Source organism: Polynucleobacter parvulilacunae (assembly GCF_018881715.1).
GTDB lineage: Bacteria > Pseudomonadota > Gammaproteobacteria > Burkholderiales > Burkholderiaceae > Polynucleobacter > Polynucleobacter parvulilacunae.
In genome coordinates this window covers 1-16058 of record NZ_JACVPW010000001.1, presented here as the reverse complement: position 1 = coordinate 16058, position 16058 = coordinate 1, and the positions used below count along the sequence as shown (strand labels likewise).

At 45.7% G+C, this 16058-nt stretch carries 18 protein-coding genes; 10 read left to right on the top strand and 8 right to left on the bottom strand.

Features of this window, described 5'->3' with window-relative positions; all coding sequences use genetic code 11:
* Nucleotides 1-7 precede the first annotated feature (7 nt).
* Nucleotides 8-787: a 4,5-DOPA-extradiol-dioxygenase gene (gene ygiD, locus ICN18_RS00090; protein ID WP_216188535.1), complete on the top strand. Its 780-nt coding sequence runs from the start codon at nucleotides 8-10 to the stop codon at nucleotides 785-787.
* Nucleotides 788-797: 10 nt separating this feature from the next.
* The gene (gene crcB / locus ICN18_RS00085; protein ID WP_216188534.1) at nucleotides 798-1175 is read left to right on the top strand and encodes a fluoride efflux transporter CrcB; all 378 of its coding nucleotides are present in this window, start codon (nucleotides 798-800) and stop codon (nucleotides 1173-1175) included.
* Nucleotides 1176-1274: 99 nt separating this feature from the next.
* On the opposite strand, the gene ICN18_RS00080 is transcribed toward crcB, so the two are convergent.
* From ICN18_RS00080 to ICN18_RS00050, 7 genes are all read right to left on the bottom strand, one after another.
* Nucleotides 1275-2252 carry a Bug family tripartite tricarboxylate transporter substrate binding protein gene (locus tag ICN18_RS00080; protein WP_216188533.1) on the bottom strand — a complete coding sequence of 326 codons (978 nt, stop codon included), beginning with the start codon at nucleotides 2250-2252 and terminating at the stop codon, nucleotides 1275-1277.
* Between the two features lie 31 nt (nucleotides 2253-2283).
* On the bottom strand, nucleotides 2284-2808 hold the full coding sequence (locus tag ICN18_RS00075) for a chromate transporter (RefSeq protein ID WP_216188532.1): 525 nt from the start codon (nucleotides 2806-2808) through the stop codon (nucleotides 2284-2286).
* Nucleotides 2805-3347 (bottom strand): chromate transporter, encoded by a 543-nt coding sequence (locus tag ICN18_RS00070; protein WP_216188531.1) that lies wholly within the window; start codon nucleotides 3345-3347, stop codon nucleotides 2805-2807. Before ICN18_RS00070 ends, ICN18_RS00075 begins: the two co-directional genes overlap by 4 nt.
* Before the next feature lie 22 nt (nucleotides 3348-3369).
* Nucleotides 3370-4347, bottom strand: a complete 978-nt coding sequence (locus ICN18_RS00065) for a D-2-hydroxyacid dehydrogenase family protein (protein ID WP_216188530.1) — start codon at nucleotides 4345-4347, stop codon at nucleotides 3370-3372.
* 22 nt (nucleotides 4348-4369) lie between these two features.
* Nucleotides 4370-5743 (bottom strand): MmgE/PrpD family protein, encoded by a 1374-nt coding sequence (locus ICN18_RS00060; RefSeq protein WP_216188529.1) that lies wholly within the window; start codon nucleotides 5741-5743, stop codon nucleotides 4370-4372.
* 52 nt (nucleotides 5744-5795) lie between these two features.
* A complete protein-coding gene (locus ICN18_RS00055) occupies nucleotides 5796-6728 on the bottom strand; it encodes a Bug family tripartite tricarboxylate transporter substrate binding protein (protein ID WP_255532021.1) in 933 nt (310 codons plus the stop codon).
* A 157-nt stretch (nucleotides 6729-6885) separates the two neighbouring features.
* Nucleotides 6886-7662 (bottom strand): sulfurtransferase, encoded by a 777-nt coding sequence (locus ICN18_RS00050; protein WP_216188527.1) that lies wholly within the window; start codon nucleotides 7660-7662, stop codon nucleotides 6886-6888.
* A gap of 88 nt (nucleotides 7663-7750) precedes the next feature.
* Between ICN18_RS00050 and ICN18_RS00045 the strand changes: the two genes are divergently transcribed.
* The 8 genes from ICN18_RS00045 to ICN18_RS00010 all read left to right on the top strand — a co-directional run bounded on the left by ICN18_RS00045 (nucleotide 7751) and on the right by ICN18_RS00010 (nucleotide 14937).
* Nucleotides 7751-8764 carry a tripartite tricarboxylate transporter substrate binding protein gene (locus ICN18_RS00045; protein WP_216188526.1) on the top strand — a complete coding sequence of 338 codons (1014 nt, stop codon included), beginning with the start codon at nucleotides 7751-7753 and terminating at the stop codon, nucleotides 8762-8764.
* A 47-nt stretch (nucleotides 8765-8811) separates the two neighbouring features.
* On the top strand, nucleotides 8812-9363 hold the full coding sequence (locus ICN18_RS00040; protein WP_216188525.1) for a carboxymuconolactone decarboxylase family protein: 552 nt from the start codon (nucleotides 8812-8814) through the stop codon (nucleotides 9361-9363).
* 21 nt (nucleotides 9364-9384) lie between these two features.
* Nucleotides 9385-10239, top strand: coding sequence for a pirin family protein (locus ICN18_RS00035; RefSeq protein ID WP_216188524.1), 855 nt, complete (start codon nucleotides 9385-9387; stop codon nucleotides 10237-10239).
* Nucleotides 10240-11412 carry a methyltransferase gene (locus ICN18_RS00030; protein WP_216188523.1) on the top strand — a complete coding sequence of 391 codons (1173 nt, stop codon included), beginning with the start codon at nucleotides 10240-10242 and terminating at the stop codon, nucleotides 11410-11412.
* Between the two features lie 339 nt (nucleotides 11413-11751).
* Nucleotides 11752-12138, top strand: coding sequence for an energy transducer TonB (locus ICN18_RS00025; RefSeq protein WP_216188522.1), 387 nt, complete (start codon nucleotides 11752-11754; stop codon nucleotides 12136-12138).
* A gap of 3 nt (nucleotides 12139-12141) precedes the next feature.
* Nucleotides 12142-12321, top strand: coding sequence for a hemin uptake protein HemP (hemP, locus tag ICN18_RS00020; RefSeq protein ID WP_216188521.1), 180 nt, complete (start codon nucleotides 12142-12144; stop codon nucleotides 12319-12321).
* Between the two features lie 84 nt (nucleotides 12322-12405).
* Entirely contained in the window at nucleotides 12406-14484 is a 2079-nt protein-coding gene (locus ICN18_RS00015; protein ID WP_216188520.1) for a TonB-dependent receptor family protein, read from the top strand.
* Nucleotides 14485-14754: 270 nt separating this feature from the next.
* Nucleotides 14755-14937, top strand: coding sequence for a hypothetical protein (locus tag ICN18_RS00010; protein WP_216188519.1), 183 nt, complete (start codon nucleotides 14755-14757; stop codon nucleotides 14935-14937).
* Nucleotides 14938-15283: 346 nt separating this feature from the next.
* On the opposite strand, the gene ICN18_RS00005 is transcribed toward ICN18_RS00010, so the two are convergent.
* A complete protein-coding gene (locus tag ICN18_RS00005) occupies nucleotides 15284-15493 on the bottom strand; it encodes a helix-turn-helix transcriptional regulator (protein WP_216188518.1) in 210 nt (69 codons plus the stop codon).
* Nucleotides 15494-16058: the final 565 nt, after the last annotated feature.

Genomic DNA, 16058 nt, shown 5'->3' with positions numbered 1-16058 from the left:
GGCATTAATGACTAGCCATCGCCAACCTGCAGTATTTGCTGGCCATGGCAGTCCGATGTACGCCATAGAGCCCAATCGCTATACAGCGGCATGGTCTGCTCTTGGAAAATCTTTAAAGCGTCCTGACGCTGTACTGGTAATCTCAGCGCATTGGGTAACTCGAGGTACTTGGGTTACTGCGATGGCTAAGCCAAAAACAATTCACGACTTTGGCGGATTCCCACAAGCACTTTTCGATATTCAATATCCCGCGCCTGGCAGTCCAGCATTAGCGGATCGCGTGCAAGAATTACTAAACATCCCTGTGGTCCTCGAAGAAAACGAGTGGGGTATCGATCACGGTGCTTGGTCAGTTCTTAAATACCTATATCCAGATGCGGATGTGCCGGTGGTGCAATTAAGTCTCGATGGCTCTATGTCTGCACGAGAGCACTATGAGCTTGCCAAGCAATTACGCCCTTTGCGTGATGAAAATATTCTTATTCTGTCCAGTGGCAACGTAGTGCATAACTTGCGCACTATCCATTGGCAAGAGGGTGCTGAGCCATACCCATGGGCAAAAGAATTCAATGATTTTTTTGCTTCCGAAATACGCGCCAACCACCATGATCCTTTAATTGATTGGGAGCAATATGGTGACGTAGCACATCTGGCTATTCCGACTGCGGAACACTATTGGCCCGCTTTATATACCTTAGCTTTACAGCAAGAGGGTGAGCAAGCTAAAGTCTATACCGATGGAATCGAGATGAGCTCAATTAGTATGTTGGGTTTTTCAATTCAATAAAGAACAGATTATGTGGCTACCTATCTTCGCAATCTTTTTTGGAGCAGGCTTTGGCGCCTTACTCAGGGCTGGGTTTAACTTCCTCACTGTAGGGGTTGCCTCGTCACTGCCTCTGGGAACGTTTATATCTAATATGGTGGGCGGTTACCTGATAGGTATTGCGGTTGCGTTCTTTGGTAATAATCCAGACCTTTCTCCGGAGTGGAAGTTATTAATTGTTACTGGTTTCTTGGGCGGCTTGACAACTTTCTCTAGCTTTTCAGCTGAGGTAGTTGGCTTTATGCAGCGCGGTGAATTTACTTGGGCTTTGGGCACAGCCTTGCTTAACCTAGTGGGTTCGCTGGTGCTGACCTTCTTGGGTATCTTGACTTACCAAGCGCTTAAATAAATTAAGCGATAACTTAAGAGAATAATAAAGAATAAATAAGGGGGCTAAAAGCCCCCCTTATTTATTGCTGAAGCAATTCAGTAACAACCTAAGGCTTTCTTACTCCGGCTTGATATTGGCTGTTTTAACAACAGCACTCCATTTAGTAGCCTCAGCCTTAATCAGGGCGGCAAATTCAGCAGGACTTCCACCACCAATCTCATTGCCTTGAGAAAGCATTAGCTCGCGCAACTGAGGGTCTTTGAGCGCCACATTTGCAGCGGCATTCAATTTATCAATAATGGCCTTAGGCGTGCCCTTAGGCGCGATTAAACCTTGCCAATTAAGAACCTCTACTTTTGGATAGCCTAACTCTGCAAAGCTGGGAACATTGGGTAGAAGAGGTGAGCGTTTTTTGCTGGTGATAGCAATGGGACGAATCTTATCGGCCTTAATACTCGGAACTGCTGAGTACATTTGATCAAACATGAGATCTACGTTTCCACCCATCAAGTCGGTCAGTGCCGCAGAGCCACTTTTATACGGCACGTGAATCATCTGAATGCCTGCATTCTGTTCAAAGAGTTCAGCGGAGAGTTGGTGGCTACCGCCAATACCTCCGGATGAAAAAGTAAGTACACCGGGCTTTGCTTTTGCTGCTGCAACAATGTCTTGAACAGTTTTAAAAGGAGAATTGGGGTTGACAACCAAGACCAAGGGCCCTTTTTCAATCAAGATGATCGGCGTTAAATCGGTCTCTGGGTCGTAACGTAAATTGCCAAAGAGAGTTTTATTAACGGCCATTGGGGCAAAGTTGCCCATGCCTATGGTGTAACCATCGGGCGCAGCTCGGACAATCGCTTCGGTACCAATATTGCCGCCTGCTCCTGGCTTGTTATCAACCACGATCGGCTGCTTGAGAATTACGCTCATCTTCTGGGCAATCTGACGGCTTCTAGAGTCAGCGCTACCACCAGCGCCATAAGGCACGATGAAGTTAATGGGTTTAGTTGGATAGTTGCTCTGTGCAAAAGATGTGTTGCAGAAAACAGAGAGTAGGCCAATAAACAACATGGTGAAGTATTTAATGAGTCGCATATTTTTTCGCTATCCGTTATTCGTTATACGTTTAGATAAATCCTAGAACACCCAAGACACCACCAATTGCAATTAGATAGAGTGGGTGCCAGCGTGTAAATAAGGTAATCGCTATTGTGCCAACCGTCAATAAATAAGCGGCAATACCATTGTTAATTTGGAGTGCGATGCCCCAGGCGGCTGATAAAACTAGGCCAACTGCCAGGGCACCAGCTGCTGCTTGAATCATTTTCTGTTTTTGTATATCTTGCATTCTCATAATTGAGCGTTGCAAGAAATAAATCATGATGGAGGATGGCCATGCAATTGCTAAGGTAGCAACAGCGGCACCGATGACCCCACCCACTTTCCAGCCGATGAGCGTAACCGTCATTAGATTAGGGCCGGGCGCAGCTTGCGCAATTGCAAAGTAATCCGCAAAAGTTTGACTATTAATCCAATGCTCTTGATTTACAGACAGATCATAAAGCGTAGGAAGGAGAGCATTAATACCCCCAAATGCCACCAAGGAAAAAGCGGAGAGTTTTAGAAAGAGGCTAATGAGAGTGCTCATCATTTTTTAACCTTCTTCCATGCCAAATAAAATGCCAGTGGAGAAGCAAGCAATACCACCCAGCCTAAACCCAAATGAAAATATGTTGCAGCCAAGATTGTTAAGAAAATCACTGAGAGCATGGGTGGGTACTTCAGTTCGGTACGCATCATCTTAAAACCAGTGCTGGCAATGAGGCCTACTCCTACCGCAGAGATGCCTCTGAGCAATCCTTGAACAATCGGCATATAGCTGTAATGTTCGTAAAGGATGCCTAGTAGGATGACGATGGCCACAGGGCCAAGCATCAGACCCATGACTGCCGCAAAAGCTCCTGATACACCAGCAAAGCGACTGCCTACGCAGACTCCGAGGTTCACAATATTAGGGCCTGGAACAATTTGGCAGATGCCAAGCATGGCGCTAAATTCTTCGGAAGTGAGCCATTTCTCTTGCTCAACAATAGTGCGTCGTGCCCAAGGTAGTACGCCACCAAACCCAGACATCCCGATTTTGCTAAACCCAATAAAGAGCTGCTTAGGAGTGAGTGTCTTAGGCGGCATGTTGGCTTATTAAATAAAAGGCTTACTGTGGTTTGAAGGGGTGCGGTACAGGTTTATCTTCTAACCAGGCTTCCAGTGTTTCAGCAATACCTTGGGAGAAGGTTGCAAAAATAGGTTCAGCAATAAATCCAAGATGCGGTGTTACCAAAAGATTTGGGGTGTTACGAAGCGCGTCTTTTTCTGGAAGAGGCTCCACATCAAAGACGTCTACTGCAGCTTGTCCCGGTCTACCTGCAGCCAATGCTTTTTGCAAGTCAGGCATATTAATAAGTGCTGCACGGGAGGTATTGATCAAGATAGAGTCAGGACGCATCAGTGCCAACTGATCTGCGCTAATTAAACCTTTTGTTCCAGGACCAGCCACCAAGTGCATGGATACTACCTTGGAGGTTTTTAATAGCTCATCAAGACTGACTGCTTTTGCATTCTCAGCGGCAGCGCGTTCAGGGGTCATACGAGGGCTCCATGCAACCACTTCCATACCAAATGCAGCGCCTACACGTGCTACTCGACTGCCAATAGCGCCAAGACCCATGATGCCCAAACGTTCGCCGGAGAGCATGGGTAAAAGCGACATGGCATCGCGCCAGCCGCCTGAGGCAATGAGTTTATTTTCCTCTATGAGGCGTTTCGAAGCGCCCAAAATTAAAGCCCAAGTGAGTTCTGCAGTTGTTTCTTTGGAGGGGCCGCCAGGTGTGCAGCCCATGGGAATATTTCTGGAAACTAAAGCGGATGCCTCAAGCGTGCCATTGCGCTCACCCGTAAACATGAGAAACTTCAGTTTGGGTAAACGCGCAATCATTGCTTCATTAAAAGGAGAGCGGTCCCTCACTATCGCAATAGCATCAGCGTCTTTGACTGCTTCATATAGGGCTTCATCACGCAAAGGCTCGTGATGAATCGTGAGATTTGCTTGTTGATCTAACTTATCCCAGTTGGAGAACCGGCGAAGCGCACGCTCATAGTCTCCAAGAACAACGATATTAGGTAATAAAGCCATAGATGAAAAAACTTTCAGTAAATTAGTCTGGAGTACAAAGATTGAGGATTTGCTTGAGATCAGGCGCTTGTCCCAATTTCCAGAGTGCGGCAATGAGTTTGTGGGTTTTTTCCTTGCCGATTACTGGTTCGGTCAAACTCGTAAACTTTTGTTCCAAGTTGGTATCAGTCATTGGATTTTCTACTGAGCCGATCGCATTCTTCACGAAGATGTGAACTTCTTTGCCATCCTTGAGGAATGCCTTAACGTCAACAGAGGCTTCGCTAATGGAGGTATCGGTAGTGGCGTTTACTTTGGCACGCAAGGCTACGACATCAGGGCGGTTCACGATATCATCAGCATATTCACCTTCACCTGCTTGGCCGAAAATTAAGCCAACAGCACAGCCGTGATACACGCTGAACTTACCTTCTAAACCATCTTTAGGTGTTTTCTTGCCAGTGAGCTCAAGCACAAGTGGATGAACTCGTAATTCGATGCGCTCAACGTCTTCTGCCTTAACGCCTTGGGCGCGTAACTGGGCACAAGCATCAATGGCTGGGTGAATCACAATGCCACAAGCAAAAGGCTTATAGGTGTTTAAGGAGATTTCAAAAGACTTGCCTAGAGCGCGATCAATTTCTGACCAATCACATTTGGTAGAAACGGTCTGCATATATCCACGGCCTGCTTCTAGTGCTTTAGGGCTTGCAGTAAAGCCATGCTTTGCTAACAATGCAGAAAGTTGACCGGCACGCGCAGCCCCACCTGGATGAAATGGTTTAGTCATCGTGCCAAATTGCTCACGCATACCTACCGGTTGTGAGGCAGCAATACCCAAAGCCATCGTTGTCTTTTGTAAATCAAGGCCCATCAAGCGTGAACATGCTGCAGCAGATCCCAGCATGCCAGTGGATCCAGTGATATGCCAGCCACGATGGTAGTGGTCTGGATACATTGCATTACCAACGCGACAGGCAACATCAATACCCAAAACAAGAGAGTCAATCATTTGACGACCATTCGCGCCAATGTGTTCGCCCAAGGCTAGGATTGCGGATGCTACTGGACCTGCTGGATGAATCACGGTCTTGAGGTGGGTGTCATCAAAGTCAAATGTATGTGAGCTGATGCCATTAATGAGTGCAGCGCCACCCATATCGACTTTGTCTTTACGGCCAAGAATGCTAGCTTGTGGCGCAGGTTGAAATTCGCGAATGGCAGCCAAGGAGGATTCAACGCTCTCATGGTTGGCAGCACCGATAGCGCAGCCCAGCCAGTTTAAGAATGTACGATGCGCTTCATGATCGACCTCAGGAGTCCAGCCTTGGCTTGGATGAGTATTTACAAACTCAGCCAAAATTTTAGTGACTGGTGGTGCATTGAGATCCGCTGCTGCGGCAATAGCGTTTGACATATAAAAGTTCCTATTAATTTAATGAATTTAAGTACAGTATTTTTTAAATAAATTATTCAATTTCAATATTGCGATCTTTGGCTACCTTCGCCCAGCGTGCAATATCTTCTTTGATGTAGTTCGCAAATTGAGACGGGGTCATTGGCATCAGCGTCATTGCTTCGCTAGTCATCTTTTCAGAGAACTCAGGCAATGCTAAGACTTTGTTCAGCTCTGCATTGAGCTTAGCAACCGTAGCGGGCGGTAAATTTGCGGGCCCTACTAAGCCGTACCATTGCTGACCATCAAAGCCGTTGTAGCCAAGCTCTTTAAAGGTCGGAATATTGGGGGCTGCCGAGCTGCGCTTAGAGCCTGTAACAGCAAGACCTCGGACACGATTACTGTTGATATAAGGAAGCCCTGCAAACAAAGTTGGAAACATGGCCTGAGTTTGGCCGGCCAACAAGTCTGTGTAAGCAGGACCAACGCCACGATAAGGCACATGCACCATGAATATCCCGGCTGCCAACTTAAATTGCTCCATACCGAGATGAGTTAGTGTGCCAGGTCCAGCAGAGCCGTAACTTAATTTGGCTGGATTCTTTTTGGCGTAATCGACAAACTCTTTTAAGTTTTTGATGGGTAATTCAGGATTGATGATGAGCACATTTGGTGTTGCGCCAATCATGCCAATAGGTGTGAAATCTTTTATAGCGTCATACGGTAATTTACGCACTGCTGGATTAGTGCCATGTGTTCCTACATAAGCCACCATCAACGTGTACCCATCTGGCGCTGCTTTGGCTGTTGCTTGAGATGCTATAGCTCCACCACCGCCACCCATATTTTCAACAATGACGGGTTGTCCGATAGAGCGAGAGAGTTTCTCTGCAACAGCGCGCGCAATATTATCTAGACCGCCACCAGCAGCCACTGGTGCAATGAGTTTGATGGGTTTAACTGGATAAGCTGGCGCTGCACTTTGCGCTTGCACATTGAAATTCATTACCACCCCCAGAAATGCACAGAGAATGGAGGATAAAAAAATCGGCTTTTGCCGATTAATCGTTTTAGACATGTCTCGAGTCCGAATTATTGTTTTATTAATTTTGTGCTGCTTAGTTACTACTTTGTAATTCTACTATTTTTGCCTCTAAATTGGCTCAGACTGAACTGGCCTTAAGCTTTTTCCGAATAGAGCGCTCTACGGGGATGGAATCGAGGTTTGGCTCGAGGGCTTCGCGCTCATCAAAGACAAAGCAGCTGCCTTGGTAATGCGCAGAACCAACTTCCTCAAAGTACTTCAAAATACCGCCCTCTAGTTGATAGCTGTGTTGCATCCCAATCTCACGCATATATAAGCCTGATTTTTCGCAGCGGATGCCGCCAGTGCAAAAGCTCACCAACGTCTTATCCGCTAACTCATCTTTGTGTGAAGATATTGCCTCTGGAAATTCTGTGAACTTTTCGATATTGAAATGTAGAGCGTTTTCAAAGGTGCCGTAGTCAACTTCAAAGGCGTTGCGTGTATCTACCATCACCACGGGCCGACCGAGGTCATCGGTACCGCGATCTAACCACTCCTGCAATTTTTTAGGGCTGATGAAATTAGCGCGGCCTTCCTCTGGACGAATCGCTGGGTGATTCATGCGAATGATTTCATTTTTCAGCTTGATCAGCATTTTTTTGAAAGGTTGATCTTCCGACCAGCTTTCCTTCGCCGTAAGCGGTGTGAAACGGGGGTCTGTACGAAGCCAGTCCAGGAAGCCACGTAACTCATCCGTTTTACCAGCGAGAAACATATTGATGCCTTCGCCAGTCAATAAGATGGTGCCCTTGAGTTGGCGCGCATTGCATTCATCCAGCATTTTGGCGCGCAGCTCTGGCAGGTCATCAAGGCTGACAAATAAATAGGCGGCAATATTTAGAATCGACTTCATTTTTCTCTCACTGGGCTACACCACCATTATCGAGCAAATAGGCTGGGGGAGTGTTAATCTTGAGTCCTTATCTATAGGAGACAAATCCATGCAGGATTTAGCAAAAATAGCCAAAAAAGTCTTTAAAAACAGTATATTAGCTACTTTGATGGCCTTAGGGGTGAGTGGTTTTGCCTTGGCACAAAATGCGGGTACGGGCACATGGCCTACCCAAAAGCCAATTCGCTTAATTGCCGTATTCCCGCCAGGCGGTTCAGTTGATCAGGTAGCTCGTGTATTAGCCCCCGCTCTGCAGTCGGAATTAAAGCAAAACGTGATCGTGGAGAACGTCGGTGGCGCCTCTGGTGTGATTGGCACTTCAGCGATGACGCGCTCTGACCCTGATGGTTATACCTTCGCGGTGGTGTTTGATACCCATGGCGTGAATCCCAGTCTCAAAGAAAAACTTCCCTATGACTCTATTAAGGATATTGCTCCCGTAATTTTGGTGGGCACATCTCCAATGGTTTTGGTTGCTAGCAAAAAATCTGGCATTACCAGTTTTAAGCAATTGGTCGACCTTTCTAAGACAGGTAAGCAATTTAGTTACGGCTCTATCGGTATTGGAAGTCTCGGTCACTTAGCGATGGCTCGCCTTGCAAAACAAGCTGGTTTTGATTGGAATCACATTCCTTATCGTGGCGGCGGCCCCTTAATGCAGGATGCTTTAGGAGGTCAGGTTGAGTTGGCGGTTGGTTCAGAGTTTTTGGTAAAACCTCACATTGATAGCGGCGGCGTTATCCCATTGGTAATTACTACTGCTAAGCGTTCACCATCATTGCCTAATGTGCCAACGATTTCGGAGAGCGGTTTCCCAGGCTTTAGCGCGCCAGCATGGTGGGCAGTATTGGCACCAGGCAAAACACCGACAGCAGTTGTAGATGCAATGAATAAGGCTTTGAATAAAGCTTTAAAAACGCCGGCAGTTGCTGAAAAGTTTAAGGCGCAAGGCATTCAAATTGTTGGCGGAACACCAGCAGCTGCTCAAGATTTTATTGGCAAACAAATTGGTATCTGGGGCAAGTTCGTCATTGAAAACAACATTAAAGAAACTGCTCAGTAATCAGCTCAGTAATCAGTATTGTTAAGAAGCATTCACAAGAGATATTTATGTCAGAACGTTTAATTCCCTATCAGCCAATGGATTTGGCCGAGCCAGCAGAGTTGGTGGCCGCTATTCGTAAAAGACGTGGTGGTCAGTTCATTAATTTAGACCGCATGCTTTTGCATAGCGTTCCAATTGCAGAGGGTTGGAATCATTTCATTGGCGAGATTCGTAATAACTTGTCTTTGGATCCTAAATTGCGTGAGTTGGCAATGTGCGGCGTAGCTGTTCTCAATGGCGCTGAGTATGAATTTTTCCATCATGCGCCTCCGTTTAAAAAGGCGGGCGGCACAGAAGAGCAGGTTCAGGGCTTACGTTTGATCGGTCAGCCAAATTTCCCAAAAGATTTGTACTCTCCGGTAGAAAACGACGCAGCTGAGCTCACTTTTCAGATGACGCGTAATATCAAAGTCGACCCTGACTTGATGAAGCGTTTGCAAAAGGCGCTAGGCAGTACGGATACGGTCGAGTTAGTAACCGTAATTGCTGCTTACAACATGGTGTCTCGCTTTTTGATTGCGCTTGACGTTAATCCTGAAGACCATCCTCCGGCTTAACGGACGAATGATTTAAGCAAGATGATCCGCAATATTCAAACCATCATTCCTGGCATTGCCACCTCTGATGGCGCGGGTGTGAAATTGCGCCGTAGTCTTGGTGGTCAAAATCAAGTTAGATTAGATCCTTTCTTAATGCTCGATGAGTTTTCTTCTAACGATCCTAATGATTACGTAGCCGGCTTTCCTGCTCATCCCCATCGGGGTTTTGAGACGGTGACCTATATGCTCGAAGGCCATATGTTGCATGAAGATCATTTAGGTAATCAGGGACACCTGAAGACTGGTGGCGTGCAATGGATGACCGCAGGACGAGGCATTATTCATTCGGAGATGCCTCAGCAAGTAAGCGGTGCCATGCGTGGATTTCAGTTGTGGATTAACTTACCCGCAAAAGAAAAGATGAAACCTGCTGGGTATAAAGATATCCAGGTTGATGACATCCCAAAGATTGTATTAAGTAATGGCGGCTCGGTAAAAGTGATTGCCGGTACCTATCAGCAGAATGATAAAGAAGTGCAAGGCCCGATTCAGGGAATCACTACTTCGCCTTTATTTTTAGATGTGCACTTGACGCCTAATGCTGAATTCGAACATCGCATTCCTAAAGAGCTCAATGCATTTGTTTATGTATATGAAGGTGGGCTAGAAATAGGTGGACCAATGATGCCGGCACCAAAGCAAGCTGCCATTGTGCTTGGGGATGGCGATCGTTTAAAAGTGAAGGCAGGATCAGCTGGTGCGCAATTTATTGTTCTAGCCGCTTTACCGCTCCATGAGCCGATTGTTCAATACGGCCCCTTTGTGATGAACACTCGCGCTGAGATTGAGCAAGCAATTGATGATTATCAAAATAATCGGTTTGTGATTGCCTAGGTGAGTCCGCTTACAACGCTTCAATGGGTGGAGAGCGAGCAAGAACGCTCGGCTAATTGGCATTCCGAAAATGGGATTGCACCGCACAAAAAGATTCAGATCGCTGACGACACGCTAACTGCCGATATTGCGTATCGACTGGCGTGTCAAGGCACGGCAATGCTTTACAAGGGCGACTTTCAGAATGCACGACAACTGTTACAGGCTTTAGTTCGTCGGGTAGATAAACCTTCTAAGAAATCCGCAAGAGTCGATAGGGTTGCAAAGGATAAGGTCAAAAGCCCACTAGATACATTCAATCTTCATCGCCTTGCACAGTCTCAGCGTGCACGTATTCTGGGGATGATTTTGATAGAGGTAAATGCAGATCACAGTATTTTGCTGAGAAGAGCCCCAGACGTTGCTCAAGCCTGCGAAGAGGCTTACGGAAAACAAGTGGCGCCTTATGTCATCTCTCTGCGAGAACTGCTCGGTGTCATTAGCGCCCATGAATGGCGTAAGACTGGTGTGCAAGTCCTGACTAGGGATGATGAAGAGGTTCGGATTCATCCCCACTACGGCGTTTTCTCTCCAGTGCGTAGTGAATATATTAAGTTGGTGCTGAATGCCCCTCTGCCAGAGGTAATAAAACAAAACTCTATAGCTTTTGATATAGGTACGGGTACCGGTGTTTTAGCCGTTGTTTTAGCTCTGCGAGACATTCAGAAGATTGTTGCAACCGACCTAAGCGACCGAGCTCTTGCTTGTGCTCAAGACAACATACATCAATTGGGCCTCAATGCGCAGATTGAAATTCAGAAAGCCAATCTTTTTCCTGAAGCAAAGGCCGCGCTCATTCTTTGCAATCCACCATGGCTACCTGCAAGACCAAGCTCCTCTCTAGAGCATGCGGTATATGACCCTGAGAGTCAGATGCTGAAAGGTTTCTTGAGTAGCTTAAAGGATCATCTACTTCCAGGTGGTGAAGGCTGGTTAATTCTCTCTGACTTGGCAGAACATTTAGGTTTGCGATCTAGACAAGAGTTGCTTGATTGGATTGAGCAAGCTGGACTGAAGGTGATCGCACGGTTGGATACCAAGCCCACACATCAAAAAGCATTTGATAAGACAGATGCATTGCATGCGGCGAGATCAAAAGAAGTTACATCGCTTTTGCGTTTGGCAATAAAGTAGTAGCACATTTAATAGCCCTACAAGTGCCGCCCTTATTGGGCTCATGGTTGTTTATCTACAGCACCGTCCTTAAAATCATTGGGAACAATAGTTAACTTACTACAAGGTTTAGCGGTAAGCGGACATGATTCTCTATCGTTTATTTCATAAGGAAGTCATTTGCTCTGTAGTGCGTTGCCTAGAAATATTTTACTTATTTCAGGCGTAGCAATCTCTCATCTATTGATTTTGTTAGGGCTTTTATTAGCGCCTCTGGGCGGCGAAGAATCGTCTACGCAGGAGTCTCTCATAGTGAATTTGCTGGGTGATGGTGCAGGCCTGCCCTCACTGAAAAAATCCATGGCTACCATCCAAATAAATTCATCCTCAAATAAAGAAAGCCCAAACTTAATGCAGGCCGAGGGAGATTCTTCGCTAACTGGAGTGGAGGGCGTGAGTGAAATGGCGGCTGGCAAAGCAAGGCAGGCCGTGCATAACCCCAAACCACATTATCCGTTGGCAAGCAGGAGGTTAAGGGAGCAAGGTTTGGTGCTTGTGAAGCTCTGCGTGAATGAAGAAGGCATTGTGGGAGAGATTGCCGTGTCTAAAGGCTCAGGTTTCCAGAGTCTAGATCAATCTGCCCTCAAGGCGCTGTCACAGTGGAGATTTACCCCAATTACTTCCAATTCCACCAATTTCTTTTCGCAGTGCTTTCAAATGCCCGTGCAATTTAGATTAGAGGGCTAGTGCTTGAGTAAGAAAAATACTGTGCATTCAGAGTTGACTCGCATTCGCCCCCTTCATACATTGCCAAAGACGATTGCTAGTGAAGTTTTGTTGGGGCATCTGAAGCAGATTTTCATTCTGCACGATGGGCACTCATATCAATTGCGTATTACTAAGTTGGGAAAACTCATTTTGACAAAGTAAGCATCAACTAAGTTACTAGCCAGCAAGAGCATTTTCATATGCATATAGCCAGCGATTTTTTGTTTTTATCACTGGAGATAGTATATGAAGCATCAAGAAGTTTTTTGTTCTCGAAATAGGCTTGCCTGGATCTCATCGCTGGCATTGTTGTATGGGGGTTCATTTTCAAGCTGGGTTAAAGCTCAAGACATTGTGTTGCCTAGAATTGATATTGTTGGTCGCGAGGAAAATGCGCTCAATAAAATTCCGGGAACCGTCGATGTGATCAATCAGAAAAAGATGGAGGAGCTACAGCCTCAGTCACTCCAAGATGTTTTAAAGACAATTCCCGGCGTCAATATTCGTGGGGATGAAGGTGGCCTAGGGTCGATTCCGAATATTGGGATACGTGGCTTAAACCCGAGCCGCAGCTCAAAAGTTCTACTCCTAGAGGATGGTGCTCCCATCCAGCCAAGTCTATTTATTTCAAATGCCTCTTATTACAGCCCACCGGTTGAACGCATTGGCGGAATTGAGGTACTGAAAGGTGCCTCAGGCTTGAAGTACGGCCCCTCCAATATAGGTGGGGTGGTTAATTACCTCAGTAAGACGCCCACCCAGGGCTTTAAGCTCACGGGTAAGGTGGGTAATTACGGTTATCACTTGGCGGAGATAGAGGCGGGAGGTAAATCTTCCTCAAATGGTGCGATCGGAGGAATCAATGTCATTCAATCCCAATCTAATGGATATCAAGGTAATGGTTTCAAGATGTATGACATCCTGATGAAGGGTGGAATTGAGATTGCCCAGAACCAGTGGCTAAGCCTGAAATACACCCACTACGATAACAATATCAACACTTCTTATGTAGGGCTGCGTCCCACCCAATACGGTAATCGAATAAAAGACAATCCAGCCCCAAATGATCGCTTTATCACCCAAAGAAATGCGGTTGATCTAAATCACTCTGTTGAAATTAGTCCTGATACCAAAATCAATACTTTGATGTATTGGAGTAGGTTAAATCGAGATTATTGGCGGCAAAGTATTTTGAAGCGAACCCAGGATTCCACCATTTTTAAGGCTTGTAATGTTGGCTCTGATTGTTTGGTTGGCCGCAATCGTGAGTTTCAGATGCTAGGTTTAGATTCTCGAATCAATCATGCATATAAAGCATTTGGGATTTCTAACGAAGCGGAGTTCGGAGTTCGTTTGCATACTGAATCTCAAATTAATCAATTGGTAAGCTCCAAAACATTAGCTTATTCCGGTCGAATCTCTTCTCATGAGGAAAATAAAGCGAACTCGCTTGCGATGTATGCTCAAAACCGCTTATTGTTAACAAAAGATTTTGCTCTGATACCTGGCGTGCGAGTAGAAAGCTATAACCAAACTCGTTCAAACGTGATTACTGGAAAAGCGGGCAGCGCAAAAAATGTCGAGACTATTCCTCAGATCGGCGCAACCTGGCAACTCATGCAACAGGCTCAGGTCTACGGCAGCATCTATAAGGGGTTTGCACCGGCGCAATTGGCAACTGCAATTGATGACAAGGGGGTTGATCAGCAGCTAGCGCCAGAGCGCTCAACCAATATGGAACTTGGTTTGAGGGGTAAATCAGGCGCATTTTCTTATGACTCTGCAGTTTTCAGTATGAACTTTAGTAATCAAATCGTGAATCAAAGTTTGGCTGCGGGCATCTCTAAAGCGAACGGTGGGAAAAGTTTGCACCAGGGTGCGGAATTGGCCTTAGCTTATGAGATTGGGCGTGGCTGGGGTATTAATGGCAATGCAACATATATCCCGGTAGCAAAATTTGTCGGCACGAATTCTTTAGGGCGCGATGGCAATCGCATTCCCTATACGCCTAAACTCACCTCTAATTTGGGCGTTAGCTATGAAAAGAATAACTTCAATACTTTGGTTAGTCTTAATTACGTATCGACTCAATATGCAGATTCAGCAAACACAGTCGCGCAGAATGCGATCGGAACTTTAGGTGAGGTACCCGCATTTACAACGATCAATTGGAGTGCGAACTATGCGATCAATAAAGACTGGAAATTATTTGGGGTCATTAATAACCTCCTTGATAAGAGATATATCTCCAGCCGGAGTCCAGATGGAATTTTTGCTGGTGCCCCACTCAATTTTCAAGCAGGGATGAGTTATCAATTTAATTAAGGTGTGAACAAAGAAAAACGCCACCTTAGTAGGTGGCGTTTGACTGTTACATACTTCAAAATGGTGGGTCGGCGGAGATCGAACTAAACGCCACTTTCTAGCTCAAAATCATATGGTTACGCGCTACCAAAAAGGTACAAATTTCCAAGAGTACCCCCAAAAATACCCCCAGATTTATTGCCTTCAATCGGCGGGCTCATGCCTTAATATTAAGTCATGGCTGAACTCGAATTTGTTGGAAAAATAAAGGGTATGAAGACTCTCTAGCAAATGATTGAGAGCAGGGACGTGGTGCCCGCTTCTCAGTTGGCAAAAAATAAGGCTGCAGAAGCGGCTAAACAAGATGCTTTTGAGAAGGCAATAAGGTCAGAGCAGTCACACCGCAAAACCAAGATCTCCACAGGCGGGGTAGAAGGGCGGGATCATTGGACTCGAGAGCCCTTTATTGAATGAGTTCTAAGCAGCGCTGATCCAAGAACCTATAAACATCAAATGAGCCGAGATTTGCGACACCATTTATAGAGGGTACTGGCCGATAGCTTTGATAGTGGAAAGCCGGCGCTTCAGCGCTTGATGAGGTTAAACGGTGAATATTAAAAATTCGTCCGCTATCTTCTTACGGGCACTGAGGGCTTCATTCAGGCTGGCAAAACCCTAATACATGACCAAGGGCTTACACTGGGTGAGCTAGGATCATTAAAAACACCTACGGTAAATTGAGCGGGTAAATTAGTTGATTGCATATTTATCTCCAGAGTTAATTTGGGTTACCAGCATATCCTCAGGAGATGTCCATTTTTCAATTAATGGATTGCCTTGCCCTACCTCCAATAAAGGTCTGAACTTGCTCAATAGTCCAGAAGGATGACCTACCAATTTTGATCGGTTTTGGAAATTCACCTTTTTGCACCATGAACCTAAACTTAGATTTAGAAATCGGCATCATTTTCAAAATTAGAGGAATTCTCTTTAAGGTAAAGTTCATATCTCTAGATGTGTTGTCATTCATGATCATTTCCTTAGTGGGCGCGTTAATATTTTTTACGATAAACCTGCAAAGCCATCTTTGCGAAACTCATTTCTGTGTAGGCATCGTGGTCAAACATCGCGGAGCTCGAAGCCGTCATGACTGGTTCCAAAGAATTATCATCGAGTTTGATGAACCTATTGGTGATTCGGTAGCATTAGCAGAAGCGACAGTGTGATCGATCTACACTGAAAGCCATTTTTTCAACCGCGTGAGAGTAGGCGTGATGATCTTGATGGGCTCCATTTATAAATTCAACGGTGAAGCAATGGTGGCTAAAGCTGATGTCAATACAGGCAGTAAGAGTTTCTGAGGTATATGAATTTTTAGCTCGACCTCAATTCTCATAGAGTTGAGATGGGGGAATTGATGAGTAAGACCGTTAAATCTTTTAGTGCGAAATTTACTCATCGAAAGACTGTAGCAAAGACGTCTTGAAAATCATGAATAACAGCAAAGACCAATAAAACAATCCCTGCAATGCCTATTCGTATCTCAACTGCAGCTGCCTTGGCGCTATAGGCTGTGATTTTTGCCTCCAAACTTC

Bases quoted from the DNA above. Each gene is read 5' to 3' on its own strand.
- ygiD (WP_216188535.1), top strand. From the start codon at position 8: ATGACTAGCCATCGCCAACCTGCAGTATTTGCTGGCCATGGCAGTCCG.
- crcB (WP_216188534.1), top strand. From the start codon at position 798: ATGTGGCTACCTATCTTCGCAATCTTTTTTGGAGCAGGCTTTGGCGCC.
- ICN18_RS00080 (WP_216188533.1), bottom strand. From the start codon at position 2,252: ATGCGACTCATTAAATACTTCACCATGTTGTTTATTGGCCTACTCTCT.
- ICN18_RS00075 (WP_216188532.1), bottom strand. From the start codon at position 2,808: ATGATGAGCACTCTCATTAGCCTCTTTCTAAAACTCTCCGCTTTTTCC.
- ICN18_RS00070 (WP_216188531.1), bottom strand. From the start codon at position 3,347: ATGCCGCCTAAGACACTCACTCCTAAGCAGCTCTTTATTGGGTTTAGC.
- ICN18_RS00065 (WP_216188530.1), bottom strand. From the start codon at position 4,347: ATGGCTTTATTACCTAATATCGTTGTTCTTGGAGACTATGAGCGTGCG.
- ICN18_RS00060 (WP_216188529.1), bottom strand. From the start codon at position 5,743: ATGTCAAACGCTATTGCCGCAGCAGCGGATCTCAATGCACCACCAGTC.
- ICN18_RS00055 (WP_255532021.1), bottom strand. From the start codon at position 6,728: ATGAATTTCAATGTGCAAGCGCAAAGTGCAGCGCCAGCTTATCCAGTT.
- ICN18_RS00050 (WP_216188527.1), bottom strand. From the start codon at position 7,662: ATGAAGTCGATTCTAAATATTGCCGCCTATTTATTTGTCAGCCTTGAT.
- ICN18_RS00045 (WP_216188526.1), top strand. From the start codon at position 7,751: ATGCAGGATTTAGCAAAAATAGCCAAAAAAGTCTTTAAAAACAGTATA.
- ICN18_RS00040 (WP_216188525.1), top strand. From the start codon at position 8,812: ATGTCAGAACGTTTAATTCCCTATCAGCCAATGGATTTGGCCGAGCCA.
- ICN18_RS00035 (WP_216188524.1), top strand. From the start codon at position 9,385: ATGATCCGCAATATTCAAACCATCATTCCTGGCATTGCCACCTCTGAT.
- ICN18_RS00025 (WP_216188522.1), top strand. From the start codon at position 11,752: ATGGCTACCATCCAAATAAATTCATCCTCAAATAAAGAAAGCCCAAAC.
- ICN18_RS00015 (WP_216188520.1), top strand. From the start codon at position 12,406: ATGAAGCATCAAGAAGTTTTTTGTTCTCGAAATAGGCTTGCCTGGATC.
- ICN18_RS00010 (WP_216188519.1), top strand. From the start codon at position 14,755: ATGATTGAGAGCAGGGACGTGGTGCCCGCTTCTCAGTTGGCAAAAAAT.
- ICN18_RS00005 (WP_216188518.1), bottom strand. From the start codon at position 15,493: ATGAATGACAACACATCTAGAGATATGAACTTTACCTTAAAGAGAATT.